This is a genomic window from Chitinophaga sp. LS1 (assembly GCF_034274695.1).
Lineage (GTDB): Bacteria > Bacteroidota > Bacteroidia > Chitinophagales > Chitinophagaceae > Chitinophaga.
The window spans coordinates 8,440,255-8,464,714 of sequence record NZ_CP128362.1; the positions used below are offsets into that span (position 1 = coordinate 8,440,255).

Annotated in this window: 20 protein-coding genes; 11 read left to right on the plus strand and 9 right to left on the minus strand. The window is 38.4% G+C overall.

Annotated features, from left to right (window positions below; translation table 11 throughout):
- Positions 1-708: 708 nt before the first annotated feature.
- The 4 genes from QQL36_RS34595 to QQL36_RS34610 form a co-directional block, all read right to left on the minus strand.
- On the minus strand, positions 709-3,102 hold the full coding sequence (locus QQL36_RS34595; RefSeq protein ID WP_321568368.1) for a TonB-dependent receptor domain-containing protein: 2,394 nt from the start codon (positions 3,100-3,102) through the stop codon (positions 709-711).
- A 1,316-nt stretch (positions 3,103-4,418) separates the two neighbouring features.
- Entirely contained in the window at positions 4,419-5,081 is a 663-nt protein-coding gene (locus tag QQL36_RS34600; protein ID WP_321568369.1) for a hypothetical protein, read from the minus strand.
- The gene (locus QQL36_RS34605; protein WP_321568370.1) at positions 5,078-5,614 is read right to left on the minus strand and encodes a hypothetical protein; all 537 of its coding nucleotides are present in this window, start codon (positions 5,612-5,614) and stop codon (positions 5,078-5,080) included. Before QQL36_RS34605 ends, QQL36_RS34600 begins: the two co-directional genes overlap by 4 nt.
- A 633-nt stretch (positions 5,615-6,247) precedes the next feature.
- Complete coding sequence (locus QQL36_RS34610) at positions 6,248-6,808, minus strand: hypothetical protein (RefSeq protein ID WP_083726929.1); 561 nt, start codon at positions 6,806-6,808, stop codon at positions 6,248-6,250.
- Positions 6,809-7,023: 215 nt separating this feature from the next.
- Between QQL36_RS34610 and QQL36_RS34615 the strand changes: the two genes are divergently transcribed.
- The 6 genes from QQL36_RS34615 to QQL36_RS34640 all read left to right on the plus strand — a co-directional run bounded on the left by QQL36_RS34615 (position 7,024) and on the right by QQL36_RS34640 (position 16,697).
- The gene (locus tag QQL36_RS34615; RefSeq protein ID WP_321568371.1) at positions 7,024-7,626 is read left to right on the plus strand and encodes a transposase; all 603 of its coding nucleotides are present in this window, start codon (positions 7,024-7,026) and stop codon (positions 7,624-7,626) included.
- A 165-nt stretch (positions 7,627-7,791) separates the two neighbouring features.
- The gene (locus QQL36_RS34620) at positions 7,792-8,187 is read left to right on the plus strand and encodes a hypothetical protein (RefSeq protein ID WP_083726925.1); all 396 of its coding nucleotides are present in this window, start codon (positions 7,792-7,794) and stop codon (positions 8,185-8,187) included.
- 277 nt (positions 8,188-8,464) lie between these two features.
- Positions 8,465-14,716 (plus strand): FG-GAP-like repeat-containing protein, encoded by a 6,252-nt coding sequence (locus tag QQL36_RS34625; RefSeq protein ID WP_321568372.1) that lies wholly within the window; start codon positions 8,465-8,467, stop codon positions 14,714-14,716.
- A 12-nt stretch (positions 14,717-14,728) separates the two neighbouring features.
- On the plus strand, positions 14,729-15,139 hold the full coding sequence (locus QQL36_RS34630) for a hypothetical protein (RefSeq protein ID WP_083726921.1): 411 nt from the start codon (positions 14,729-14,731) through the stop codon (positions 15,137-15,139).
- A gap of 26 nt (positions 15,140-15,165) precedes the next feature.
- On the plus strand, positions 15,166-16,245 hold the full coding sequence (locus tag QQL36_RS34635; RefSeq protein ID WP_321568373.1) for a hypothetical protein: 1,080 nt from the start codon (positions 15,166-15,168) through the stop codon (positions 16,243-16,245).
- A gap of 17 nt (positions 16,246-16,262) precedes the next feature.
- A complete protein-coding gene (locus QQL36_RS34640) occupies positions 16,263-16,697 on the plus strand; it encodes a T9SS type A sorting domain-containing protein (RefSeq protein ID WP_083726917.1) in 435 nt (144 codons plus the stop codon).
- A gap of 607 nt (positions 16,698-17,304) precedes the next feature.
- On the opposite strand, the gene QQL36_RS35880 is transcribed toward QQL36_RS34640, so the two are convergent.
- The 5 genes from QQL36_RS35880 to QQL36_RS34660 all read right to left on the minus strand — a co-directional run bounded on the left by QQL36_RS35880 (position 17,305) and on the right by QQL36_RS34660 (position 20,416).
- Positions 17,305-17,469, minus strand: a complete 165-nt coding sequence (locus QQL36_RS35880) for an ATP-binding protein (RefSeq protein WP_368677838.1) — start codon at positions 17,467-17,469, stop codon at positions 17,305-17,307.
- 418 nt (positions 17,470-17,887) lie between these two features.
- Positions 17,888-18,187 carry a HipA N-terminal domain-containing protein gene (locus QQL36_RS34645; protein WP_321568374.1) on the minus strand — a complete coding sequence of 100 codons (300 nt, stop codon included), beginning with the start codon at positions 18,185-18,187 and terminating at the stop codon, positions 17,888-17,890.
- 623 nt (positions 18,188-18,810) lie between these two features.
- Positions 18,811-19,119: an RNA recognition motif domain-containing protein gene (locus QQL36_RS34650; protein ID WP_083726913.1), complete on the minus strand. Its 309-nt coding sequence runs from the start codon at positions 19,117-19,119 to the stop codon at positions 18,811-18,813.
- A 244-nt stretch (positions 19,120-19,363) separates the two neighbouring features.
- Positions 19,364-19,909: a recombinase family protein gene (locus QQL36_RS34655; RefSeq protein ID WP_321568375.1), complete on the minus strand. Its 546-nt coding sequence runs from the start codon at positions 19,907-19,909 to the stop codon at positions 19,364-19,366.
- Between the two features lie 138 nt (positions 19,910-20,047).
- Positions 20,048-20,416 (minus strand): winged helix-turn-helix transcriptional regulator, encoded by a 369-nt coding sequence (locus tag QQL36_RS34660; protein ID WP_083726951.1) that lies wholly within the window; start codon positions 20,414-20,416, stop codon positions 20,048-20,050.
- Positions 20,417-20,510: 94 nt separating this feature from the next.
- On the opposite strand from QQL36_RS34660, the gene QQL36_RS34665 reads away from it, so the two are divergent.
- The 5 genes from QQL36_RS34665 (at position 20,511) to QQL36_RS34685 (ending at position 24,187) form a co-directional block, all read left to right on the plus strand.
- Entirely contained in the window at positions 20,511-20,873 is a 363-nt protein-coding gene (locus QQL36_RS34665; RefSeq protein WP_321568376.1) for a DoxX family protein, read from the plus strand.
- Positions 20,874-20,980: 107 nt separating this feature from the next.
- A complete protein-coding gene (locus QQL36_RS34670; protein ID WP_179091250.1) occupies positions 20,981-21,913 on the plus strand; it encodes a pirin family protein in 933 nt (310 codons plus the stop codon).
- A 22-nt stretch (positions 21,914-21,935) separates the two neighbouring features.
- Positions 21,936-22,586, plus strand: coding sequence for an NAD(P)-dependent oxidoreductase (locus QQL36_RS34675; RefSeq protein ID WP_083726905.1), 651 nt, complete (start codon positions 21,936-21,938; stop codon positions 22,584-22,586).
- Positions 22,587-22,629: 43 nt separating this feature from the next.
- Positions 22,630-23,487: an SDR family oxidoreductase gene (locus tag QQL36_RS34680; RefSeq protein ID WP_083726903.1), complete on the plus strand. Its 858-nt coding sequence runs from the start codon at positions 22,630-22,632 to the stop codon at positions 23,485-23,487.
- Positions 23,488-23,557: 70 nt separating this feature from the next.
- Positions 23,558-24,187: an NAD(P)H-dependent oxidoreductase gene (locus tag QQL36_RS34685; protein WP_083726901.1), complete on the plus strand. Its 630-nt coding sequence runs from the start codon at positions 23,558-23,560 to the stop codon at positions 24,185-24,187.
- The last annotated feature ends 273 nt before the right edge of the window (positions 24,188-24,460 follow it).

Genomic DNA, 24,460 nt, shown 5'->3' on the forward strand with positions numbered 1-24,460 from the left:
AGAATGTTGCTTCGTTTGAACAACTATAATTAGTGTTTATATAGGCAGCATTTACACTAAATGCCACCTCTAATAGTTCCGAATCCACCCGAAATTTTACCGTCTTCGCTGGTATTAATGTGTTTAATAAATAAAGAAATACTCTTTTTCATTTTTAATGGTTTTTAAGTGAATAAAATAATCAGGAACAAGTACCCTTATTAGCACAAACGTAAGTCCCATTACCTGTATTTGTAGCAGAACAGGTACCTGTATTAACACATACAGAATTTGATCCTTCAGTACAAGAAGTTGAATTTGTACATGACGAATTACTTGATGCAATCAGGCTTGCACCGCCTTTAATAGCCCCAAAACCACCTGTGAGCTTTCCATCACCAGAGGCGTTTAGTTGGGTCATTAGGGATTGGATACTTTTCATCTTACATTTTTTTAAATTGATTTACAATTAAAATCACCGGCATAGCCACACTCTGTAGCATTTGGCGAGACGTTAAAAGTACTATATTTAGACAATAATAGTTGATGACCTCTCCACATATACTGTTAGTACAAGAAACATTGGATACGGTCTATCTGCTATTACGTTAAACTCGTCTCTTATAGCTATGAGTTTAACAGCATGCCTCAATGGGTGGATGCATTAATTGCTGTCTTAAACATTTGATTTTTTCATTTCTATTATTTTTTTTGTTAAAAAATCACCCCTCAACTACCAGCTCTTCCTGTATTGGTTTCTGAAGAATGTGCATTACCTGTCTTTAATTTTTTATTCCCGAAATTATATCTCATGGTTAGACCTACCTTCCTGGCATCATTATAACCACTGTTGGTAATCAAGATCCCATTTGCTATATAGCTGGAAGAAAACTTCCTTGTCCTGAAAATATCATTTACGTTCAATCCTATTTGTAGTTTGCCATTCGGGAATCTATAACGTCCTGTAATATTGAAGTAGTAATATCCCGCATTCTGCTCTATATCGCTTACATCTTTAGATTGATAATTAAACTCTACACCTCCTGCCAGGGTTTTATCTTTATTAAAATAGAAGGTATTGTTACTCCTGAAAATCGCCCCCCAACCATCAGTAACAGCAGCCGTTGAAGAAAGAGAAGATCTTGCACTGTTATAATAAACATATACCTCGTTCACACTTTCTAACCACTTAATATTTGCCTGATAATAGGAGACCCCTGCCTGAACAAATTGAGAAGAAAGGAAGTTAGCATACTTTGTAGCCGTGATTTTGGTATCTTCATCCGGGATACCTATAACACCGATCTTGTCATCGCTAAAGCTATACGAAAGAGAAAAATTCAGATTATTACAGGTTTCTGAAATAGAAAAATTATTAGTGATAGAAGGGGTTAGATAAGGATCTCCCTCTAGATATTGGTACTGACTCAGATAACGGCGAAAAGGATTCAGAAATGTAAAGGATGGTCTATTGATCCTTCTTCCATAATCAATGGTCAGCTGATTTTTATCATTGAGCTTGTATTGCAGGTAAACTGTTGGAAACAGATTGAAATAATTGTTATGATTGATCGTGTCTGAACCATTATATGAATGTCCTTTCGTTTGGGTATATTCTCCTCTCAATCCTGACTGAAAGGTCAGCCGCTTTCCAATAGTAGTGCTATAGTTAAGGAACAGTGCCTGCGTATTTTCATTCAATTTAAAAACATTCCTGCTGTAAAAATCATCGATCCCTATTTGATGCGTATTCAAATCCACATCATTATCATTCTTAATAAAATTAACTTTAGCACCAAATGACAGATCATGTTTTTTAGCTGGCAACTTTACAATTGCATTAAGTGAATAAAATTTAGAAGATTGAAAATTATTGGACGTTAGCTGAGAATATCTATCTGTTAATTCATGTCTTTCTCCATCATACAAATTATTGTCTATACTCCTTGGTAAGGCAGAATGATCTATCGTCCAGTCAGCATCAACGGTTAATTGTTTTTTATGAAGAGAGTCCAGGAATTTTTCATAATGTACATTCGCGCTGGCTGTCTTATAGGTGATATTATTTTTTATATATTGATCCGATATAGAGTCAATCCCCTTATTTTTATTTAAGAAAGTAGTATAATTATTACCTGTCTGATAAGGATAAGAATAGAGGATATTAATAGAAGCACCTACCAGGCTATTTTTACCCAGATCAGCATCAAAACCAAACTGTCCACTCGCAAATTGAGAAAGCTCTTTCACATCATTCTTTGTAACCTGAGTTTGATCGCTATAATAAATGGAACCGGAATAAGAATCTAACCTGCTGCCTTTGGCGACGCCAGCAATTGCAAAATATCTTATATTCTTTTTGTTATAGTTCAGAGAAATATTGCTTCGGGCTAATTGTTCCCGGGTCTTCTGCGCATAAAGGGTCAATGTTCCATTGTATCCCAATTCTTTTTTTCTTTTTAGAATGATATTAATGATCCCACTACTACCCTGTGCATTGTACATCGCTGGCGGAGTAGTCATAATTTCTATGCTTTCTACTGATTCAGCAGGAAGGGATTTCAAATAATTAGCCAGCGCATCCGCTGAAAATTGCAATGGACGATTATTAATCATGATTGAGACTTCCTCCTTTCCGATTATACGAATCGCATTCCCATCCACTTTAACCTGAGGAGTTTTTGATAATAACTCCATAACATCGGCGCCATTAGTATTAATATTATTACTTACATTAAATATTAATCTGTCGATTTTCCTTTCTATAATTGGTTTCTTTCCTTTTATATCTACCGAATTAAGTAGTTGGGTGTTTCTTTTCATTGCAATATTAATAGTGGTATCACCATCTACCCAAAGTGATAATTCCTTACCTCCATAATTCAAAAAGGAGAATTTCAACCGATAACTATTTCGTTCATTAATATTTAACTTATAATATCCAGTACTGTCGCTGAATGCTATCTGCTGTTCCCCTTTTCCAGCCTCTAATGTTATGGTAACCAGCTCTAAAGCAGAATTGGTAAGACTATCTGAGATCTTTCCCTGAAGAATATATTGTGCATATAACCTAGCATTGAAAAATAATATTACGAGCGTAAAAAAAACAATCAGGCGCTTCATGGTTAATTATAAATGCTTTATTTCGAAATCTTAATATTAATATGGACAGATTTTGGCAATAAGATCCTCCTTCGCAACATTGTAGCGAATATGCAATTAGTACTCCCAATTGAGTAACAGGTATTTTAGTAGAAATAAATATAACTTGCCATTAGCACAAAGCCGATGTGAACACTTATGACATGACTGGTTGATTAAATGATCATGCCGGGTATAACACGATAAATTTTAATAATTATGATTTAAATTAAGCTATAGGTAAATGGTTGGGTAAATAATAATCAGATTCGCGCTTCTCACATTGTATAGTATATCCCGAGTAGTTTAACAACAAGACAAGTATAGGTAAAAAAAATTAAAGAAGGAAATTTAATTAATAAAAACATTGTTGTACAGAAAATACTGAAATAAAAACTTTAAAAAAATTTAACATCTAGTGATTGGTCATTGACTATAATTACAGAAATACTTATATCAAATTGGTTTACAATACTTAATAAATAAATTACTATTTTTCAACAGGTTTCCTTCCGCTCGGCAAGCTTAAATGCCTTCAATTCGAAAGATTTAAACGCTTTGTTGATATAAAAAAAACAGGGCAAGGAGTTACTAGAGACAAATCACTTTTTCTTAAGTGCTCTTCTAAAAGCACATTCCAAATTCCTTCCTTCGATAAAAGCTATAAATACTTAATCAAAAAACGAATAAAGGAGTTATAAGGGGAATAACTCAGCAATGAATATTGCATCCTATCCCTCCAATAATATCGATGAAACATTGTAATAAAATTTATAACGGCACTAGGTGGTAATTCTGATGCAACTGGGAACACTTATGTTTCCATATCAAACCAGGTATCACCCCAGGATATAAATGATATATGATCGTTAACTGGCTTTCAATAGATTTTTAATTTCATTTTACCAATAAAGTTGTGAATCTCAGATAAATCTTCCATAAACTGGTTCGAAACTTGTCCCCTCCACCCCGCAAGTTAAATTGAAACCTCGCGCTTAGCGCGGGGTTTTGTTTTTTAGTCGCATGGATAGTCGAGTTCCGGCAGGTTCAACTTAATATTCTTACCCTATTTGATGAGGATTGACAGTTTTTTATAAATAAAGTTAATTAATTGGTTCGAATCCCAGCGGGATCACAGCCAACTTATAAAACCTGCGCTGGTCACAGGTTTTACTTTTTTAGTTGAGCGTTTAGTTGAGTTCCTTTTGTATAACCCCGATTTCTTTCCCGTACTTTATACAGGTTAATCAGCTTTTACTAAGTTACGAAATGTAAATCTTGAATTGCCTAACTTCTGATTATCTTGTCTTGGTCAAGACGTGGATAATTGTGCTTACGTGTTCTTTGACATTGTCTCTGCCTATTTGCATGAGTGTGTAATATTGGGATTTATGACATTTCCTCATTTTTTCTCTACTTCCACAAAAACACTGAGAGGTTCTGCCAAGATCTCCATTCTTTAGGAACTTTATAAGTAAGCCTAACACCTTTTCAGAATTGAGATTCATAAATAACTCTGTGTAATATTGAAGAATACCTGCTAGTCCGTGTTCATATTCTCCATTAACATAGTAGCCTTCAACCATACGATGCGTTTGATTGAAAAAATATGGTATTACGGCTTCTTCATAGAAATCGAGTAACATAATCCCATTTTTGCATCGAATAATTTCTTCTGGTACAATTCCAATACAGCATGCTAAAGTGTCCTCATACATATGCCAGTCTGCAATTTTAGGTATTTTATTACTTACTTCATAAACAGAAGGAAAGCGGTTGGGATAACTGTTCGTACAGTGAATCTCTATTTCAAAGGTTTGCCAGTATTTTCCATTCTGATCTACAATGTCTAACATGCCTTTAACTATGGGAAGTCCATCTAAAGACGATTTACTCAGTTGTGGATATTTGAGAATCAAACTATTTGATTGACTCTCAAATATCTCTCTGCTTTTATTCATATTTTCAAGCCCCCTGGACGATTAGTTGATGCACCTGTAAAAAGACCAACAGTAGCAGTGTTATTGCCTGTTTCATTTTTTGCTAAGTGGCATGGAAATCTATCGCCAAAATTTTTTTGCCAATGAGCACACGCATTAACTCCATTGCTCTCCTTTAGGGCCTCTTTTGCATTGGAGATAAAATCTGATAAACATTTCATAAAATAATCCTTGTTGGTATAGCTAGATAAAAGGTTTTCACCCTGTTCCGGAGTCGGTCTACCACAACTGAAGTTTTTGGATAGAGTATATTCCATATTTACCATTGTTTCTTTCAAAGCAATATCATCTCGATCATGAGAATAGAAATTATTTACAACCAAAATAGTCAACACCAAACCACTTGGCATTTTTTTGTCAACCCGCGCAAATTCTCGATAATCACACCACGCCTTTGTATATCTAACTAATCGTCTTATTTGTGGATTAGCGTCAGCTATTTCATTGAACCAATTTACGGTAGCAATAATAATCCTCCTATCAGATGTTGACATTTTGATAGGAGTTTTTTTTTATTATCAATGACTCCCAACGTTAGAAGTTTACGGGGGCGAAGCCCTAAATTCTATCTTTTTCTCTCAAACGATGTCTTAACTACAGTAGAACACAAAGCCAAACCATATTTTGACAGCATCTGTGATTTACCCAACCACTTGCCTTACTTACTAAATTGTAGCAATTTGAATCATTAACCTCGCATTAACCTTGTTCAATTGGTTAATTCCTTTATTCCGCTCCCGTTTTACATCATCGACCAAAAGAATAACCCCTATTTGAAAGGTTGCCATCGTCAAAGACTGATTTAATGATAAATGCAGGCAGTTTGAACCCGGAAAAAAACGCCACGCTGGAAGCCTGATCACTTCCCCCTTACGAAAAGGTCTGCTACCTTAATTAGGAGCAGACCTTTTTTTATAACTATCAGGACCTAAACTATTTTTTGATTATGAGGTGAGCCAGTTCTGAATCATTCATGATGTGTATATATTCGGCATTAACCACTTTCTGAATATCGGCGCGGATATGTAGAAAATTCCGTTCTACCATATCCTGTGTTACATACCGAATTTTGGGAATATTTTTGCAAGCTGCTTCCTCTGCTTGCAGAAGACACCTTCTTTTCATTTTCACTCACCTGCATGAAGAATAAAGTATTTATCAAATGATTTGTCTTTAGGTATAAAAAAGTATGATGTATCTTTTGAAGTTAGTTCCAGCCAAGATCCTGCATTAACTTCAAGTAGAAACGACTTGCCACTTACCTTTATATGTGAATATAACTTACATTCCAGATGACTGTAGGCTAAATCCCAACCAATCCCATCCAGCGGCTTGCTATTTCTTAAGAGTTTAACAATGGTAGCTGAATCAAGATTCCATTTCTTACACCTAGAAAGATATTGCTTATCCGAGTCCTCATCAACACCATACTTCTTAATTTGTCCTATCTCAATAGTGGTTGTATCAGTAATGATTACAGCAGTATCACTATAGGTTTTAGGTTCATTTTTCACACTAACAGGATCAAGTGCTGTATCATGGTGGGTTTGTTCGGGTACGGGTGCTGGTATGGAAACATTTTGTTCAATTACACTAGAATCGATAGTTTTATGACTTTCTGAAGAACTGCCGTTTTTACATTTAAGACTGGTAAACATCAATATAAAAAATAAGGGAAATTTTTTCATAGTTAAAAGTTTGATTAAAATCTTTTCAGAATTACCTCTGTTTAGTCAAATTATAGTTCTTTACATATTATAGTCGAAACTTTGCACGGAAGCGGGTTTTGCATACATTTGCAATATCCCAAAAGAAAAGCCCAAACAGTAGAAACCGAACGGGCTTTATTAATAAACAAAAATATGAGTCGAAAATAAACAATTTCCGGCTCGTAGAGAGTCGGTTGTTACAATTTCTTCTCAGCTTTACATTTTACTTTAAGAGCAAGACAAAAGACGGAACATCAAATGCAGCTTCTTATTTGAAGGGGTTAATGGTTAGTCGACAACGTAATTGCCAGGTGATGGCAGAGGAGCTTCAAAATACCAGTCAGCAATGCTTACATCACTTTATAACCATTGGCAAGTGGTGTTATTCAAAGTTGATGGATAGGATAACATTAGATTTCTGGCATCTTTTACAACAGAGTGGACTGGAAGACGATACCTGTTTGATAATAGATGAAAGTGGCAATCCTAAAAAAGGAAGGCTCTCTGCAGGTGTGAAAAGACAATACTGCGGGCAAATTAGTAAAACAGAGAACTGTCAGGTCGGTGTCTTTGGCGCTCTATGTGGAGGCAGTTTGGTTAGCCTTGTACAAGCCAGATTGTCTTTGGGATCGGAGTCGACCAAGATTGATCTTGCAAAGGAAATCATAGATCACGTCGTGTTGTGTTTAAAGATAAAGGTAAAATGGGTTTGCTTTAAATGCCTGCTCACCAATGGTTTTAAGCAATTGTACACCTCCTTTGCCTGCAAAATATGGTTAATCCTTATAGAAATATAAGGATATTGTCTTACAAATATTCTTACCTCCTCCGGTTTATAGTATATTTCAATTAAATTAGGCGAGGTCAGAATTATATTCAGGAGTTTTCTTTGGAGATTATTATTTCCTAATTTTGAAGGCTAATAACCTACATACGAATTTATAACAGCACTCGCGTTAATTATGGCAAATTTATTATCAAAGTTAATAGGGGGATCGTTTTTTAAATCCAAAAAGAATTTTACCATTTTTGATTTTCAAAAAGAAGAAGAACAATTGTTATTAAGATCTCAGGATGGGAATAAAAATGTAGATATTATCTTTCAAGGTGTACAGCAGATACAATTGCCAGTTTCATTCTCCGGCCTGAGTATCCGAATAGCAGATGCCAATAAGGTGAAGCTGCCCTATACGCAAAATGAGCATTCTTACAATAACACCTTATTTGAAATTATATCCTCCGGAGAAAAATTTTATTTGCTCGCTAAATTTTGTAAGATATACGAAAATGATCTCCCATTTAATGAAAGTAGCCTGAATGGGGCCAGGGGTAAGGAAATAGCAGGTTCTGATAATTAGCATTTATTTTGTGATTAATAAATTTATCAGAAAAAAAATGCATCCTTCAATTTATTTATTAATTTGCCGCCCTTGAAATCAACTTATATGCTGTAGCAAAATTGATCCCTTATAACCGAGGAATACTTCTACGAGTTTATACAATTGTAATTTATGTTCATTTCTATTAACCTATTAGGTGGGACAAGCGATTATAGCGCTTAGATTGTTCGCGTTTTTCATTGTGCCTTATTGAAGTATTCCATATTGTATAACCTATATCGATAATTGTAGTTTTATGTTTCCCTTTCCGAAAGAGTTCCTGAAGAAAATTCAGGTAATGTTGCTATGCCTATTGCCTATGCTACCGCGGGCGCAAACGATCAATACATCGTTGCCTGTTGGTTCGCCTAAGGGGGCTAGCGGGGTAAGTAGTGCTGGTGGCAGTACTTACTCGATTCCTATCAAAGTGCTGTCGGGTACGAACAGCATGACACCTACTGTTAATTTAATGTACAATTCCCAATCCGGAGATGGTGTAGCTGGTTGGGGATGGAATCTATCCTGTATGTCTGTGATCAGCAGAGCAGGAAAGTCGAATTTTTACAATGGCATTAATACGCCGGTAAAGTATACCAATACAAATGATGCCTTTGTATTGGACGGACAACGTATGTTCGCTACGTCAGGTACGAATGGAGCGAACGGAGCAGTATATGGTCTGGAGAATGAGCAGTTCACCAAAATAGAGTCATTCGGTGGCAGCGAAACACTGGGCCCTGCTTATTTTAAGGTCACTACCAAAGATGGTACAGTTTTGGAATATGGCAATGCTACCAATGCAAAAATGACCACTGATGATGGTACTGGTAGTACAATGATGTGGTTTTTGAACAAGGTGACGGACATCAGTGGTAATTATCAGGTATATGTGTATACAATTAATACTACGGATCGTACCTATGTATTATCAGAGATACAATATACAGGTAATGCTACGGCTGGTATTACAACTTATAACAAGATTATCTTTACTTACACTACCCGCACCGGTTGGCAGAATAGCACTGTCTATGATGGGGGAGCTTCTTTACGCAGGGCATACAATCTGAGTAATATCAGTATAAAGAATGCTTCAGCACAAACCGTGCGTTCTTATGATCTGGCATACACCCTGATTAAAAATCAATATTTCCTGCAGTCCTTTACAGAAAAGGGCTCCAATGGATCAGCCTTTAATCCGCTGGTGTTTAGTTATGGTGCTAATACTACAGCTCCCGATGTAACTACGTCCGTCCAGTATTCCGGAATGAATCAGGGGAATGTGTATGCAGGAGACTTTGATGGGGATAGTCAGCAGGATGTACTGGAATCCTCTTATTACCTGGATAACAACAGTGTTCCCCATTATACATCTTACGATGTAATGAGCCATTTTTCTACCTATGCGGGGCAGCCAGCTATCTCCTATTTTTACCAGTTTAAAATTCCCGAGTCAGGTGTTACTGAACTGAAAGGAACTAGTAATGGCTACTACAATTTCCAAACCTTTGATTATGATGGAGATGGAAAGGATGATGTCGTAATGTTAAATACGATTATAAGTGGAAGTGACAGGATTTACAATGGCATCCGTATTAATTATTCCAGGAAATTCAATGTCTACTCGGGAGCATATTATGACTCTGTCAATTATACGGCACTACCTCATTCCAGTTTTTATACACAGGATTTTAAATATGTATACCGTAACGGTACTACATATGGTAACTACTTCGTGGCTGGTGATTTTGATGGGGATGGTGCGCAGGATTATATCCTTATTCTCGGAATCAATTATAGTAATGCTTTTAAAGGATTTTTCTCCAGTCCGAAGAAAGGCATTTACAACCAGGAGATTGCACTATTTGGTGTGGAAGGGACTTCAAGTGATCCTTTTTATGCGAATTCTATAGCAAGTGCAAAGCAGTTGCTGCCCATAGATTTTGATGGGGATGGCAAGCGGGAGATCCTTGTGGTAAAAGACAATCAGAGTTATGTATTATCTGTATATCCTGTATCAGCATCGTCTGGGTATAGTTATGCAGCGCAGGTACTTTATACCTTTTCAGATATAAAAGGCAATTATCCAACATTGCCCGGTGACTTTAACGGAGATGGGAAAACGGACCTGCTGTATAGAAATACGCCCAGTACTTCTACTGGCAGCTGGTTTCAGCTGACAAGTACAGGAAAGGCGTATACTTCGCAGGCATTTGGATTTTATAATCGTCCTTACCTGGCAGGTGATGAAGCTGGTACTGCCCATCATCTGGTAGTAGCTGATTTCAATGGAGATGGAAAATCAGATGTATGGCATTCGCTCGATCTTACTACTTCCTCTTCCCGGCATACGATTTATTATAGTAATGGGCTCACTTTTAACATTGAGCACTACAATCAGGCTGTGAGTACCAATGGAGGCAAAAAGTCCAATACAGTAGTAGGTGATTTTAACGGAGATGGAAAACCTGATATCCTGTCTATCAACAGTAGCAATTCAGGACGTTTCATCTATCCCAAGCCCATGAAGGAAGAACGCTTTCTTACAAAGATAACAGATGGTCTTGGGGCACAGGAAGGGTTTAATTATGTAATGCCAATTCAAAGCGGTTATTATAGCCGTTCGGCTGAATATGAATATGATAAGAAAGGAGTAGCGATTGGAGCAGGTGCCAATGGCAATCCTTACAATGTGTTGTTCTCCCCATTGTACCTTGTAAAGGAGACTTATAAGTCTAATGGTGTGGGCACTGGATTACGTTATACTTCATATGAATATACGGATGCCTGTTATTCTCCCATCAGGGGCTTCCTGGGTTTTAAAAAGGTGAAAGCGTCGGATGAAAGTTCTGGAATTGTAACCACTACTGAAAATGATATTCATCCCGATTACCTGATCCCTTACCGGACAAGACAAACGATGGTATATGGAGCAGAGACACTGAGTGATACGAAATTTACAACCAACCTGCTGAAGCCTTCCAGTAATTACCTGGATAAACGGGTGGTTGTACAGGTGCCGAAAACACTTACCATCAACGGTATTACAGGAGAAGCGGCTGAAACTACCAGTACTTTTGATAATTATGGAAATACGACCCAATCTGTTACCAAAGTAGGTAGTGTAAGTGGAGATGTAGTTACTCCTATTGAGACCAGCACGATCACGTCGGTATACGGTACGCATGGAACACCATTCCCTGCCTCTCCGGAATCCATCACTACTAAGAATGTGAGAAATGGACAGGCAGAAGTGAGCAAGGTGACTACCTATGCTTATAATACTGCCAATCTGGTTTCATCAATAGTAGAGTTTTCCGGGAAGGCCAAGGCATATACTACCAATTTTACCTATGATGCATTTGGGAATGTGAAGCAGAGAGATCTGGTAGCGACAGGATTGCCTACCCGCTCTGAGAAGTCAACTTATGATAATACCGGGCGTTTCCTGTTACAATCTGAAACAGTAGGGGCGGATGTTACTAAAAAGCAGGTATTCACTTATGAAACTTCATTTGGGTTACCGGCTACAGTGAAATCTGCTGATGGGCTGACCACTGGTTACCAGTATGATGTATTTGGCAGATTAAACCTGACCACCCTGCCGGAAGGATATAGTATCACGCAAACTATGGCATGGGAAAGTACCTCTGGCCGGTATTCAGTGAGTGCTACCAGACCTGGTGGTGGTAATAATCAAAAGATTTTCTATGATCTGTTGGGCAGGGAAGTGAGAATGGAAATGTCTGGTTATAATGGAGGAACACTTGTATCTTCAAAAAGCTATAATGCAAAAGGTGAACTGGTTTCTTTAACTGCTCCATATTATAGCACTGAGACGCCTCTTACTACCACTTATCAATACGATAATTACGGTCGTACCAGCCAGGTGTCCAATGGTACAGTCACCACTAATTATTCTTATAGCAAGCTGGCAGGAGGTCAATATAAGACTACCGTTACCAGTAGCTCCGGACAGTCCAGTAGCCAGACAGAGGATGCCAGTGGTATGATTATCGCTGCTACAGACAATGCCGGTTCGGTTGGATTTGTTTATGATAGCCGTGGCAATAAGACAGAGACGTCTGTGAACGGTGTAGTGATGACTGCCAATAGTTATGATGAGTATGGTAATGAGACCGGTGTGACTGATAAGCATGCGGGTACTTATAGTTATCAGTACGACGCTTTCCGGCAACTGGTAGCTGAAACAAATCCCCAGGGGCAAACAAGAACCCTAACCTATGATCCATTTGGCAGGGTAACCCAACACGCCGGCCCGGAGGGAACAACTACCTATGAATACTGGAAAGAAGCCAGCACCGGATATTGTAACGATAACCTGACCAAAGTAACAGGCTTTGACGGAGATGTGACGGAGTATACTTATGATAACCTCAGACGTTCTCTATCAGAAAAAATTACAACAGATGGTAATGCATTTAATACACAATATGGTTATGATGCTTATAATAACCTGACAAAGATTACCTATCCATCCGGAGTTACTGTAAGTCGTACCTATGACAGAAATGGAACCGTCACAGGGGTACAAATGGGTGAAGGTACTGGTGCTACTACCCTATTCACGGCTTCTGGTATGAACAGCCTTGGATATTATACAGGTTATTCTTATGGTAATGGTAAATCTACGACTGAAAGCTATAATCTGGCATTGGGGGCAATGACTCAAACCTCAACCCCGGGGGTGTTCCAGATGAACTATTCCTTTGACCCCCTGACCGGCAACCTGAATAGCAGGAAAGACATGATTAGGAATCTGGATGAGGTGTTTACTTATGATAATACTAACCGTCTCCTGACATCAAAAATTAATAATGTTCAACAGTTGAATATTACCTATGATGGTGCAGGCAGCAGTTTTGGGAATATCAAGACAAAGACGGATGCTGGTAATTATACTTATAATGATCAGAAGGTCAATGCGCTGGCTTTTATAACAAATCCTGCGGGTAGCCAGGTACCACCATCGGTGATATCACAGCTGCAACAGGATGTGACTTATACCGCTTTCAACCGTACATCGACAATAACCGAAGGGTCCAATCAGCTGACATATGCTTATGGTGCAGACTACGGGCGAATAAAGGGTACCTTTAAACAAAACGGGGCCTTAGCTGAGACGAGATATTACCTGGGAGGGTATGAAAGGCAGATTAAAGGCAGTGTAACCAGGGATATTCATTATATAGAAGCTAGTAATGGTATTGGTGCTATCCTTACCAAGGAAGGAAGTGCTGTCACAGTATATTACGTTTACCATGATTATCTGGGTAGCATCCTGACCGTAACAGATGCATCCGGTAATGTGATAGCTTCCCAGAACTTTGATGCATGGGGGCGTTACAGGAATCCTTCGGACTGGAGTTATAATAATGTTCCCAATCAACCGGAATGGTTGTATAGGGGCTTTACCGGTCACGAGCACCTGAAGGACTTTTCCCTGATCAATATGAATGGGCGAATGTATGATCCTGTATTGGGTCGTATGATGAGCCTTGATAACTTTGTATCTGTACCCGGAAGTAGTCAGGGATATAACAGATATGCCTATGGATTAAATAATCCACTGGTTGTTCGGGATCCTAACGGAGAGTGGATTCATATTGTGGTAGGTGCTGCAATAGGAGGTGTCCTGAATCTGACTGTAAAAGCGGTACAGGGAAAGATCCATAATGTGGGAGATGGATTTGCTGCATTTGGCATTGGAGCAGCAGCGGGGGCTGTTGGGGCGGCTACAGGAGGTGCGGCGCTGTCCATGTTTGGATTGCAGGCAACTACGGTTGCAGGAGGTGCCGTGGCGGGTTTTGCAGGTGCAGTAACATCGAGTCCGGTACAGGGAATAGGGAATGCTGTTTATTTTGGCGACAAGTATACCTTGAAGGATTTTGGAATGGACGTGGTGATAGGTACTGTAGTAGGAGGTGCTTCAGGGTATATTGCTGGCCGGTTAAAAGCAAGTACTGCCGGTGCAAAAACGGATCTGAACAAAGGACGGACGGGTGCAGGGGGTGCTGGCAATGGTGGAGGAGTAACAGGCAAGGTGAAAGCGAGTGTATCATTCGGTCAATTAACCGGAGAAATGCCGGAGGCTATAAAGCCCAATGGAGGACCATTACGTACACCAGTTGTTTTAAATTTAGCAAAAAAGACGAAAGACATTTCGTTGGGAATAGGTGAATTATTAGCCGATTTTTCAGCAAGCGTGAAGGCTTCTCCCTGGTGGGAATGGGGTGCAGATGAATTCGAGTTTGCTTTTCAGAATATGATCCGGGATCCGGAAGTAAAGATTCATTTCAACCTGACGATGAAGGATGGAAAAATGATGAATGTATGGGAAGCGCTTAAGGAAGGTGCAAATGGTTATTCCGGTAGCCGTGTTACTTCCTGGGAGCTGTTTGAAATAAAGCACACAGGGGATGCTTTGTCAAGGACTATATTCTATTACCAGGGAAGGGTTATCGCCAACCCATTTTTAGGACTATAAATACTAGCGGATATGCAGGATATTATTTTCAGCTCAGACAAGCATTTTACGATGCATGATTTTCATATTAGTCATAGTCAGCTGTTGATCAGAGCAGCTGAAGATACAGGCAACGGCTTTAGGAATGTTGATATCATTTTTATGGGGGTTCATTATGTACAGTTACCTCCATCATTTGCCGGCCTTACAATCCGGGAATCTTCTTATGAAGAAAGTACTATCCTGTATCCGTCAGTAAGGAAATTTTTAAGCTATCCCTCCAGTCATCTGTTTGAGGTTATTACTGAAGGTACCAGCTACTATGTAGCCGCAGGTGTCTGTATGGTATATGAAAACGAATTATCGTTGAATGAGTCCAGTGTGGGCCCGGCTAATGAGAAAAAAAGAGGCAGGCTCATTCACAGCTCGGCAAAAATGGGATGATATAGATTAATTAAAAATGAAATTAAATGAAGTATTCTTTTTTATTATTAGCAATATGTCTGAGCATAAAGTTGTATGCTCAACCAGCAATCAGTTCAGAAAGAAGGGTAAATATAGACGGGGTGGGTAAATATACAGGTGCAATTATTTCTGCAAAAATTGCGGGGATAAGGACCATAACGGTCGGTAATGATACTCTGATTGGATATGCACCTGTGCAATATGGGAATGAAACGTGTAAGCTGATGGTTGAATGTAGCTATGATAAATGGCTGGAGACCTTTGTGGAGAATAGATTCGGAGGAACGTATGCATCTCAGGGAAAGCAGTTATTATGGGCAATTAAGCACATTTCGATCACCTCCGACCTGAGCGCACAATATTTTTTTACCAGGTTACAGGCTACGGTGTATGTAAATGGGGATGGAACTGCTTATCGGCAACTATTTACCACTGATACCGTATTTACAGGAATTATGAACAGTGATAGCAATTATGTGGCCGGGCTGGTCAATGCAATGGATGGTCTGTATCAGCAATCTGTGGCACGACTGGCTAAAGCAGAAAGATTAACAATAAATGCAGCCCGTCAAAAGGTATTCACTGTTTCAGATGTTATTAATACAGCATCTGCAGAGGTTGTGTTGCCTGTAATGAAAGATGCAAATGTAAATGAAGGAATTTTCACCTCCTATGATGCTTTTACTGTTAATAAGCCGGAATCTTCTATGGGCGTTTGGGCAGTTCCTGATACGACGAAGGGTGCTGGCTATGTAAAAGTATATACAATGGGTGCTGATAGTAGTGTGCAGCAGGTTACAAAGATCTGGGGTATCTGTTTAGGTGATAACGAGCTGTATAAGTATGAAGACGGAAAATTGATCTCAATAGAGCGTGATGGAGAAGGTATTATTCTATCCCGCTACCAGGAACCAAAAAAGCGGAAGAACCAGGCCTTTTACTGGCGTCGTCTGGCAGCGAATGGCTGGCCGAATGATACAAATCCTTTTTGCAGGGAGCAATCTGTATTTGTAAAACATGGTCAGGGAGATCAGAGACCGGTAGCGACCCGCATTGATATGGCTACAGGAGAGCTTTCATTTTAATTTTACAAAGCATATATATGCCAAGAATATTGTTTATTTTATCATTTTTACTTTTTTATACAATGGTGGGCAAATCCCAGAACCTACCAGTTAATACCTGTGGTGTAGTATATAGTTACGATGCTACGGGCAACCGTACCCAGCGCATGTATGTTTGCAACAATGCAGTAACAGGGGGCAGACTGGCCGCCGTAAAGGATTCGACAGCAGAACTGCCTCAGGTGACAGCCTTATATCCCAATCCTACCACAGGAAGTTTTAAGATCACCTTTGTGAAGTCATTGAACAATGCAAGGATTGTGATAATGAATATGAATGGAAGGGTATTGCAACAGCGTACCGAAAGTGGAAATGTAGTCATGTTTGATCTTTCTGTTTATCCGGCAGGGATGTATTGGGTGCAGGTACAGGATGCAGGACATCCTTATGTGTTCAAAGTGATCAAACAATGATAATAAGGAGCTGTAATAATAATTCAGAACGGCTGGCGATGGCCAGTCGTTCTTTTTTTAATGATAGACTTCTTTTTAGGCATGGCGGTAATAGTTAATCCAGACGTGAGGATGGTAAAATTGAAAAACCTTGCAATTGTAAATGAGGTATTGTTTAAATATTACAAATTTTGCTCCACGGATGATGACAGCACAGCATCCGGCACTCAGGTCATTTTTGTGAAATAATTATTAAATTGCTTTTACTGAAATATTTACCCCTTCGGTTTGTCCCCTATCCAAAAAATGCGTCGTAATCAAGCATATTCAAAGTCTCATCAGCAGAGGCATTTGATGAAGCCACAAGTTGTTCAAAGGTTACATTATGTGAGCCAGCGATCATTACTGCCATTTCCGCTGAAGACATTTTAACTGTTTGAGCAGCGGATCTTCTATAACTATCATATATTGTTCTCCTCTTAAATGTACATGTTTAGCAATTGATTTATTTATCTAAACAACCCAAATACAAATAGTACATCCTTTATAGGAAACAGTTATATGATCAATTGTAACAGGGTGGGTAAGATTATTCCTCGCAATATACCTGGCTTTTGTACAGTACTATTTATCTCATCGGATCAACTGATTTGATTGAACCATCATCGTAGACACCAAAAATTAAAAAAACTCCACCAGGCAAATTAGAAAATGCAGACAAATGTTGAGCTAGACGATCGCTTTTATCCGACAAAGTGGATTTCCAATCAAGTTCATTTATTTCAGTAGGCACTGGATTCAATGTACGTTCTAGTAAACCCAATGCTCTAGTTTCCCAGCTTTTTTTGTAGTTACATAAAAAGTGTAATGATTTTCAATGATTTATTATTAACATTGATAAGTTTAAAGTTATTCAAGTTACATAATGGATACTTCGCGGAAACTGTGCCATTTATTTCGCGTGTACAAGCCAAATCTTTCGCTGCAAACTGTGCCAGTGCTTCGTTAAAAATTTAACAACTATCCTTTTGATTCCGCGTCAAATTGTGAATTTTAGATATTTAAACAGTGCCGCCTTACCCTCCCAAACGGGATGATAGGGCAAATTGTACTGTATGAAGAAAAAAATATGTAGGGGCACAATTCAAAATAAAAAGATTAAAAATTTCGCTTAATAAAGGTCCACACCAAAGCATGGGCCTATTTAATTTTTACTTCACTGATATCTTTCCAACCGCGATCTTTGTCTTACCAAATATCCTGTCTGAACAACCTACAAGGTAAAGATCATTACCAATGATCGCACATTTCCTTGGCATAGCCGTAGGAATGAAAGCAAACAATGTAAAACTGTGATAAACCTCTTTTTGTAATGGTAAGGTTAAACTTATTGGTTCAGCCGATTCATCAACCAAATAATCTTCATGGTATAAAAGCTTATAGCCGCCATCATATTCTATTAGTGAACCAGCAAGTATGTTATTATAATATACTCTTGCAGTCTTACTCATGATATGCTGTTTTAGTTGCTGGTATAAGTTCCATCCCAAATAAATTGAGTAATTGATTCACCTTATCCATACGCATGGATGTTTTACCCTGTTCAATTTCCCGGATGAGCCGTAATCCCAATCCAGATTTTAAGGATCGCTCTTCTTATGTTAATCCGTTTTCTTTACGCTTAGCTTTAATTTTTTGGGCCAAAAGAGTCATTTTATACCTTAAAAGGTATAAAAAACTGAATATTAATCGATTTATACCTTTTAGGGTATAATTGTTAAAGATGAGTGAAAAATTTCTTGAGATTTGTGAATTGCCTATAATAGTTTTTTATCTAAGAAAACATAATAACTAAAGATATAATCATTAATAATAGCATGTTTGGCAATTATTTTTACTTATAAACGTATGAATTCTAGATAGATCCTCTGCGAACAAGTTCGAAAGTTCTCCCATCCTGGAGGTTTATTGAGGGTATGATTAGAAAATTAAGTGGGAAGTTCAGCTTGGGTTACTACTATTTGGTACATGGAAAGGTAAAAGCAAAGCCACAAACTACTTAACGTATTCTGCGGCTTTGCTCTTCTGCTCTCTTAACAGATAAAGGTAATCGACGTTTTAAAACATCCAACTATTAGTATCTGGATCTAAATCCAGGTCTTGGACCGGATCTGGAGAAACGATTATCTTCTGGTCTTTCAGGTCTTGGACGAGCCTCATACACTACTATTGTCTGGCCAGCAACTACTGAATTATTCAATTCCTTAATTGCCTGTACTGCATTGGAATCGTCTGGCATTTCAACGAATGCAAAGCCTTTGGAACGGCCACTGTACTTATCATAAGCCACATTAATAGTATATACAACTCCAAATGGGTCAAATAAAGACCATATTTCATCTTCAGTTGTTCTGTCACTTATATTACCTACAAAAATATTCACAATTATAATTTTAATTAAACATAAATACTGCTAAAAAACAGCAACTTAGGAAGAAAAAGAAACCCAAAATAAATCAGAAGGGGGCAAATGCAACCTTGCTAAAGTTAGAGCAATAAATTGGGTATTACAGGATTAATTTATAGAGATATTACATTATTATTAAAATCTCTAATAAGGATTGCTATATTAGTACTAACAGATCAGATCTACTGAATGCACTGTTACATAGTGTCTAAAACGGAGGTCATTGGACCACCCGTAATACTCCACTGGGATTAGATGTATCTGCTGGTTGCGTAACGGCAAATACGTTAATACCGTATTTATCTCTTAGCTCTTCCGCGAGTTTAATCGCTCCACCACCTGTTCGGGAAAAACGGTCGAGAGTATAGACCAACACGTGGCTTACTTTGGATACCTGCCTTTTCTGAAACATCCCATTAATTACCTTTCTCAACTCAGGTAATGCAGCAATATCCCTGGTTCCCAAATGGGAACTTATATCTTGTGGCTTATTAAGGGAAATTTGTTGCAGGAACTCCAGATATTCCCCCGAAAGCGGCTCCCATTTACCTGGAATATGCAGCCAGCCATATCTCAACAGGTCTTCAGCTGCCCAATAACGGATATATTGTGTCATCGCTTCACGAAAAGCCTGGCTGGTATGCTGTTGCCGGTTATAAGTATTAAGGGTATCTAACATGCTCCGCATCAATGTAAGCCGGTGTGACTGATAGCCTGTTTGTTCCAGGGAATTTATTTTCTTCTTTTCATTGTCATACGGTAACATCGCCAACTGCTTTGGCAGGAAAATGCGCAGGTGTTTATTTATAAACCAACATTGGTGAGCATGTTTACATTGCTGGTTTCAAATGATTAAAGCTCGCCCCTCCTGAAATTTATTTAATATTTACCAGGATGAGAATAATTAGTCTATTTTCCGCTTCATTACCTCTTTTCTATGTTGCATCCCCCATTCAACCATTGCGTCCAGCACATATTTAATGGATCTCCCCGATGAAGTGAACTCATATTCAATTACAACCGGAATCGAATCATGAACCATCCTTTGTACAATTCCATTCAATTCAAGATCCCGGAGTTCTTTAGATAACATCCTGGGAGTGATTTTTGGAATTTCACGTTCAATCTCCTTGAATCTCTTCTTACCAAAAACCAACGTAGCCATGATAGGCAATTTCCACTTACCCGTCAACACGTTCATGGCATCATTCACTGCTACCACAAATGAATGCGGACATTCTTTAATGACATTCAGGTCAATATCTATTTCCATTTCCATATAATAAAAATCTCACTATACTAAAGTATATCGGTATAAAAAGTATAGCAAATATAAAATAATTTTGATCCTAATTAAATCAGTCAATGTGAAAAAAACAAAAGTTATCTACTGGATCACCACCTTACTTGCCATGTTAACAGGCGCTTCATCAGCATTTATGTACTTCACAAGTCCCAAATTTATTGAAGGATACAGGCATCTGGGCTTTCCCGATTACTTCAGGATAGAACTGGGTATTGCGAAGATTATCGGTATGCTTATACTACTGCTTCCATTTATCCCTTCCCGCATTAAAGAATGGGCATATGTAGGGTTTGGTATCACCTTTATTTCCGGCATCATTGCGCACAGCATAGTAGACGGACCCGGATTAGGCTTTGTCCCCATGGTCCCACTGGTATTTTTGGTGATATCCTACATTTATTTTCATAAACTGAGAAATGCCTGATTAATAATTTCAGCCCTTATTCACCAGCATGTCTTGTGCCGTTTCTACGGATTATAAAACTATCGCCACATATGAACAGGAGACAATACCTTAAAAAATCATTTACTATGGCAACAGGCATATTAGCAACAGATTTAATGTCGGTAGCAATGTCCACACAAAAGAAGGTACCACGCAGCTTGTATAAAGTCATCAAATCATCCGGTTCAAATATGGGTAAGATGACATTGAAAAATGTTATTCAAGGGAATGATCAAAACCATGTTTCCCCATTTTTCCTGATCGATGAATTTGGCCCTATGCAACTGCCCAAAGGAGCTCAATTCCGGGTAGATGCGCATCCACATGCGGGTATCATTCCCACAACTTACCTTTTGAAAGGTAACGCTCATCATCGTGATAGTATGGGCAATGATTTCCAATATTATGAGGGTGATTTTATTCAGTTTACTTCTGGCAGGGGTGCTTTGCATATGGAGGAGACCGGGGATGATTTATATAAAAATGGCGGTGTTTTTCAAGGTATACAGTGCTGGTTGAACATACCATCCCACTTGAAAAAATCGAATCCTTCCGCCAGTTACCTGAAGAAAGATGATATCGAACTGGTTATTTCAGAAAATGTCACCATTAGAGTCATACTGGGGGAAGTATACGGGGTTAAATCCCCTATCAAACTTTTAATGCCGGTCATTTACTGGCATATTTCTTTAAAAGAAAATACTTACCTGGATCTCCCTGTTGATCCGACCCAAAATGTATTTATATACCTGTTGACCGGGAAGTTGAAAGTAAACGATCATCAGGAGGTAAATGCCGGCGACGCAGCGCTTTTTGAGCGGGATGGCGATTTTATTAAGATCAGGGCGAAGAAGGATGCAAACTTTCTAGTGCTGGGCGGAGAAGTCAATAATGAACCTTTTGTTGCGAATGGCCCTTTTGTATTGAACAACGAGCAGGAACTAAGACAAGCATACGAAGATTTTAAGAATGGAAAATTTGGCAATATCGCCGAAACAAATGGTATTAGAAGACCATAATAATTAAACTGATCTATTTACAATGAAAGTTGCTGTAATTGGTGCTACCGGCTTTACTGGTCACCATATCTCCAAAGAATTAGCAAATAGGAATATCAAAGTATTAGGTATATCAAGAAAGGGCTCAATAACAGACACTCCTCTTATTAATTATATCAGTATGGACGTGATGAATGTTGCCGGACTTGCTGAAACAATAAAGGGTTGTGATGTTGTCGTCAATGCATTTAACCCGGGATGGAATAACCCGGAGATCTATGATCAATTTCTAAAAGGTGCTCAGGCTATTCAGGCGGCCGTAAAACTTTCAGGCGTAAAACGTTTGATTGCCATTGGAGGCGCAGGAAGCTTGTATGTTTCACCAGGTGGTCCTCAGGTCATAGATACTGTTTCGAATGATCATCCATTTTATGCCGGCGCAAAAGCTGCTAAAGATTATCTGGAAATTATTAAACAGGAAACTGATCTTGATTGGGCGTTTTTCAGTCCGGCATTGGAAATGCACCAGGGTATTACTACTGGCAGAACAGGTCGATACAGGCTGGGTACAGACTATCCTGTAACAGATGAAAATGGTAAAAATGTCCTGTCAGGCGAAGATCTTGCAGTGGTGATAGCTGATGAGATTGAACATCCGAAACATCACCAGGTAAGATTTACGGCGGCCTACTAGAAGAATATATGCATCATATTTTAATACTTTAAAACAACAGAAAATGATATTAGTTACAGGAGCAACTGGCCAGTTAGGTGGAGCTGCAGTAGCACAGCTATTGAAAACAATCGCACCTGATGAATTGGCAGTTTTGGCAAGAGATGGAAATAAAGCACAACGTTATATTGATAAAGGTGTGAATGTTCGCATAGGGGACTTCGATGATGAGGAATCATTGGAACAGGCGATGAAAGGTATCAGCAAAGTTTTATTAATTCCTACTATCGCACCTCATCGCCTGGAGCAACACAAAAAAGTGATTGATGCTGCTGTAAAAAATGGTGTAAAGCACATTGTTTATCCTGGCGTATCGTGCAAAAATATAGAGACATCAGCTACAGCAGGACTGGATGCGCATTTTAAAACAGAGGATTATATCCGTGATACCGGATTAACATACACTTTCCTTAGAAACACACTTTATATGGAGGCCATTCCCCTTTTTGGTGGTGAAAAATTGTCTGAGAGTGGCTTTTTCCTTCCGGCAGGAAATGGTAAGGTGCCTTTTGCGTTAAGACGGGAAATGGGTGAAGCAGCTGCAAATGTGTTATTGCAGGAGGGTCATGAGAATAAAATATATGATATAACAGGCAGTGAATTGTATGGATATGCGGAAGTTGCAGATGAGTTAGCAAAGCTTACCGGGAAATCTATTAGCTATACATCAGCAGATCCTGCTCTATTTGCAGAACAATTGAAAAGTGCCGGAGTGGATGAGTTTTTCGTCTTTGTAGTAACCGGTTTTAATCTTGATATAAAGAACAGGCAGTTTGAAATTGTAACTAATGATCTGGAAAACTTGCTGGGCAGGAAACCTGTTGGACTGAAGGATGGCCTTATCGAAGTATTTGGTCTTTAAGATTAGTTCCTGGTTGCAGATAAATTTTTTATTAAATAATACCTGTTTTTAAAACATTCAAAATAAAAAGATGAGTTTAATTACATCTTTAAAATGGCGTTATGCTGTTAAGAAATTTAGCAATAAAAAAGTTAACAATGTTGATCTGCAAACAATTTTAGATGCTATTAACCTTTCAGCATCTTCAGCTGGCTTGCAACCGTATCGTGTCATTGTAGTTGAAAATGAGGAAATACGTGCGCAACTAGGTAAGGGCGAATTTAATCCTCAAATAACGGAAGCTTCACATTTACTTGTATTTGCGGCAAAGGAAGAGCTTTCTACATCTGACATTGACGAATACATGCAACGCATGGCTGATACCAGAGGACTTCCGATTGAATCTTTATCAGGTTTCAGGGAAATTTTGACGGCGCACATTACCGGGAGATCTAAAGAAGAGAATTTTGTATGGGCTACCAAACAGGCATATATTGGTTTGGGTACTGGTTTGGCTGTAGCAGCGGAATTGCGCATAGATACTACGCCAATGGAAGGGTTTAATCCAGCAAAATTTGATGAAATCCTTGAACTAAAGAAAAAGGGATTAAAAAGCGTTGTATTATTAGCTGTGGGGTACAGAGATACTGAAAAAGATCCCTATGTAAATGCCGCGAAGGTAAGATTGGATGTCGAAGATTTTACAATATTTGTAAAATAGAAGCTGAATTTATCCTAAGTGTCTCTTTTAAGTATTATTATAAGTTTTGTGTTTTTCAGGGATTAAGTGTGCAAATAATAATGTCGGGGTTTGGGGTATATTTTTTTTGATCTTGTGGTTAAGATTTTTAATAAGATTAGTAAAAGTCGATTGAAAATAAAATTTAGTATCAAATTGATAGATTACTTGTCCTAACCAGCGAATATTTTATATCGGGCCATAACTATATAAAGTTACACAGTTATGGCCGGATATAAAAACAATACGGGCCAT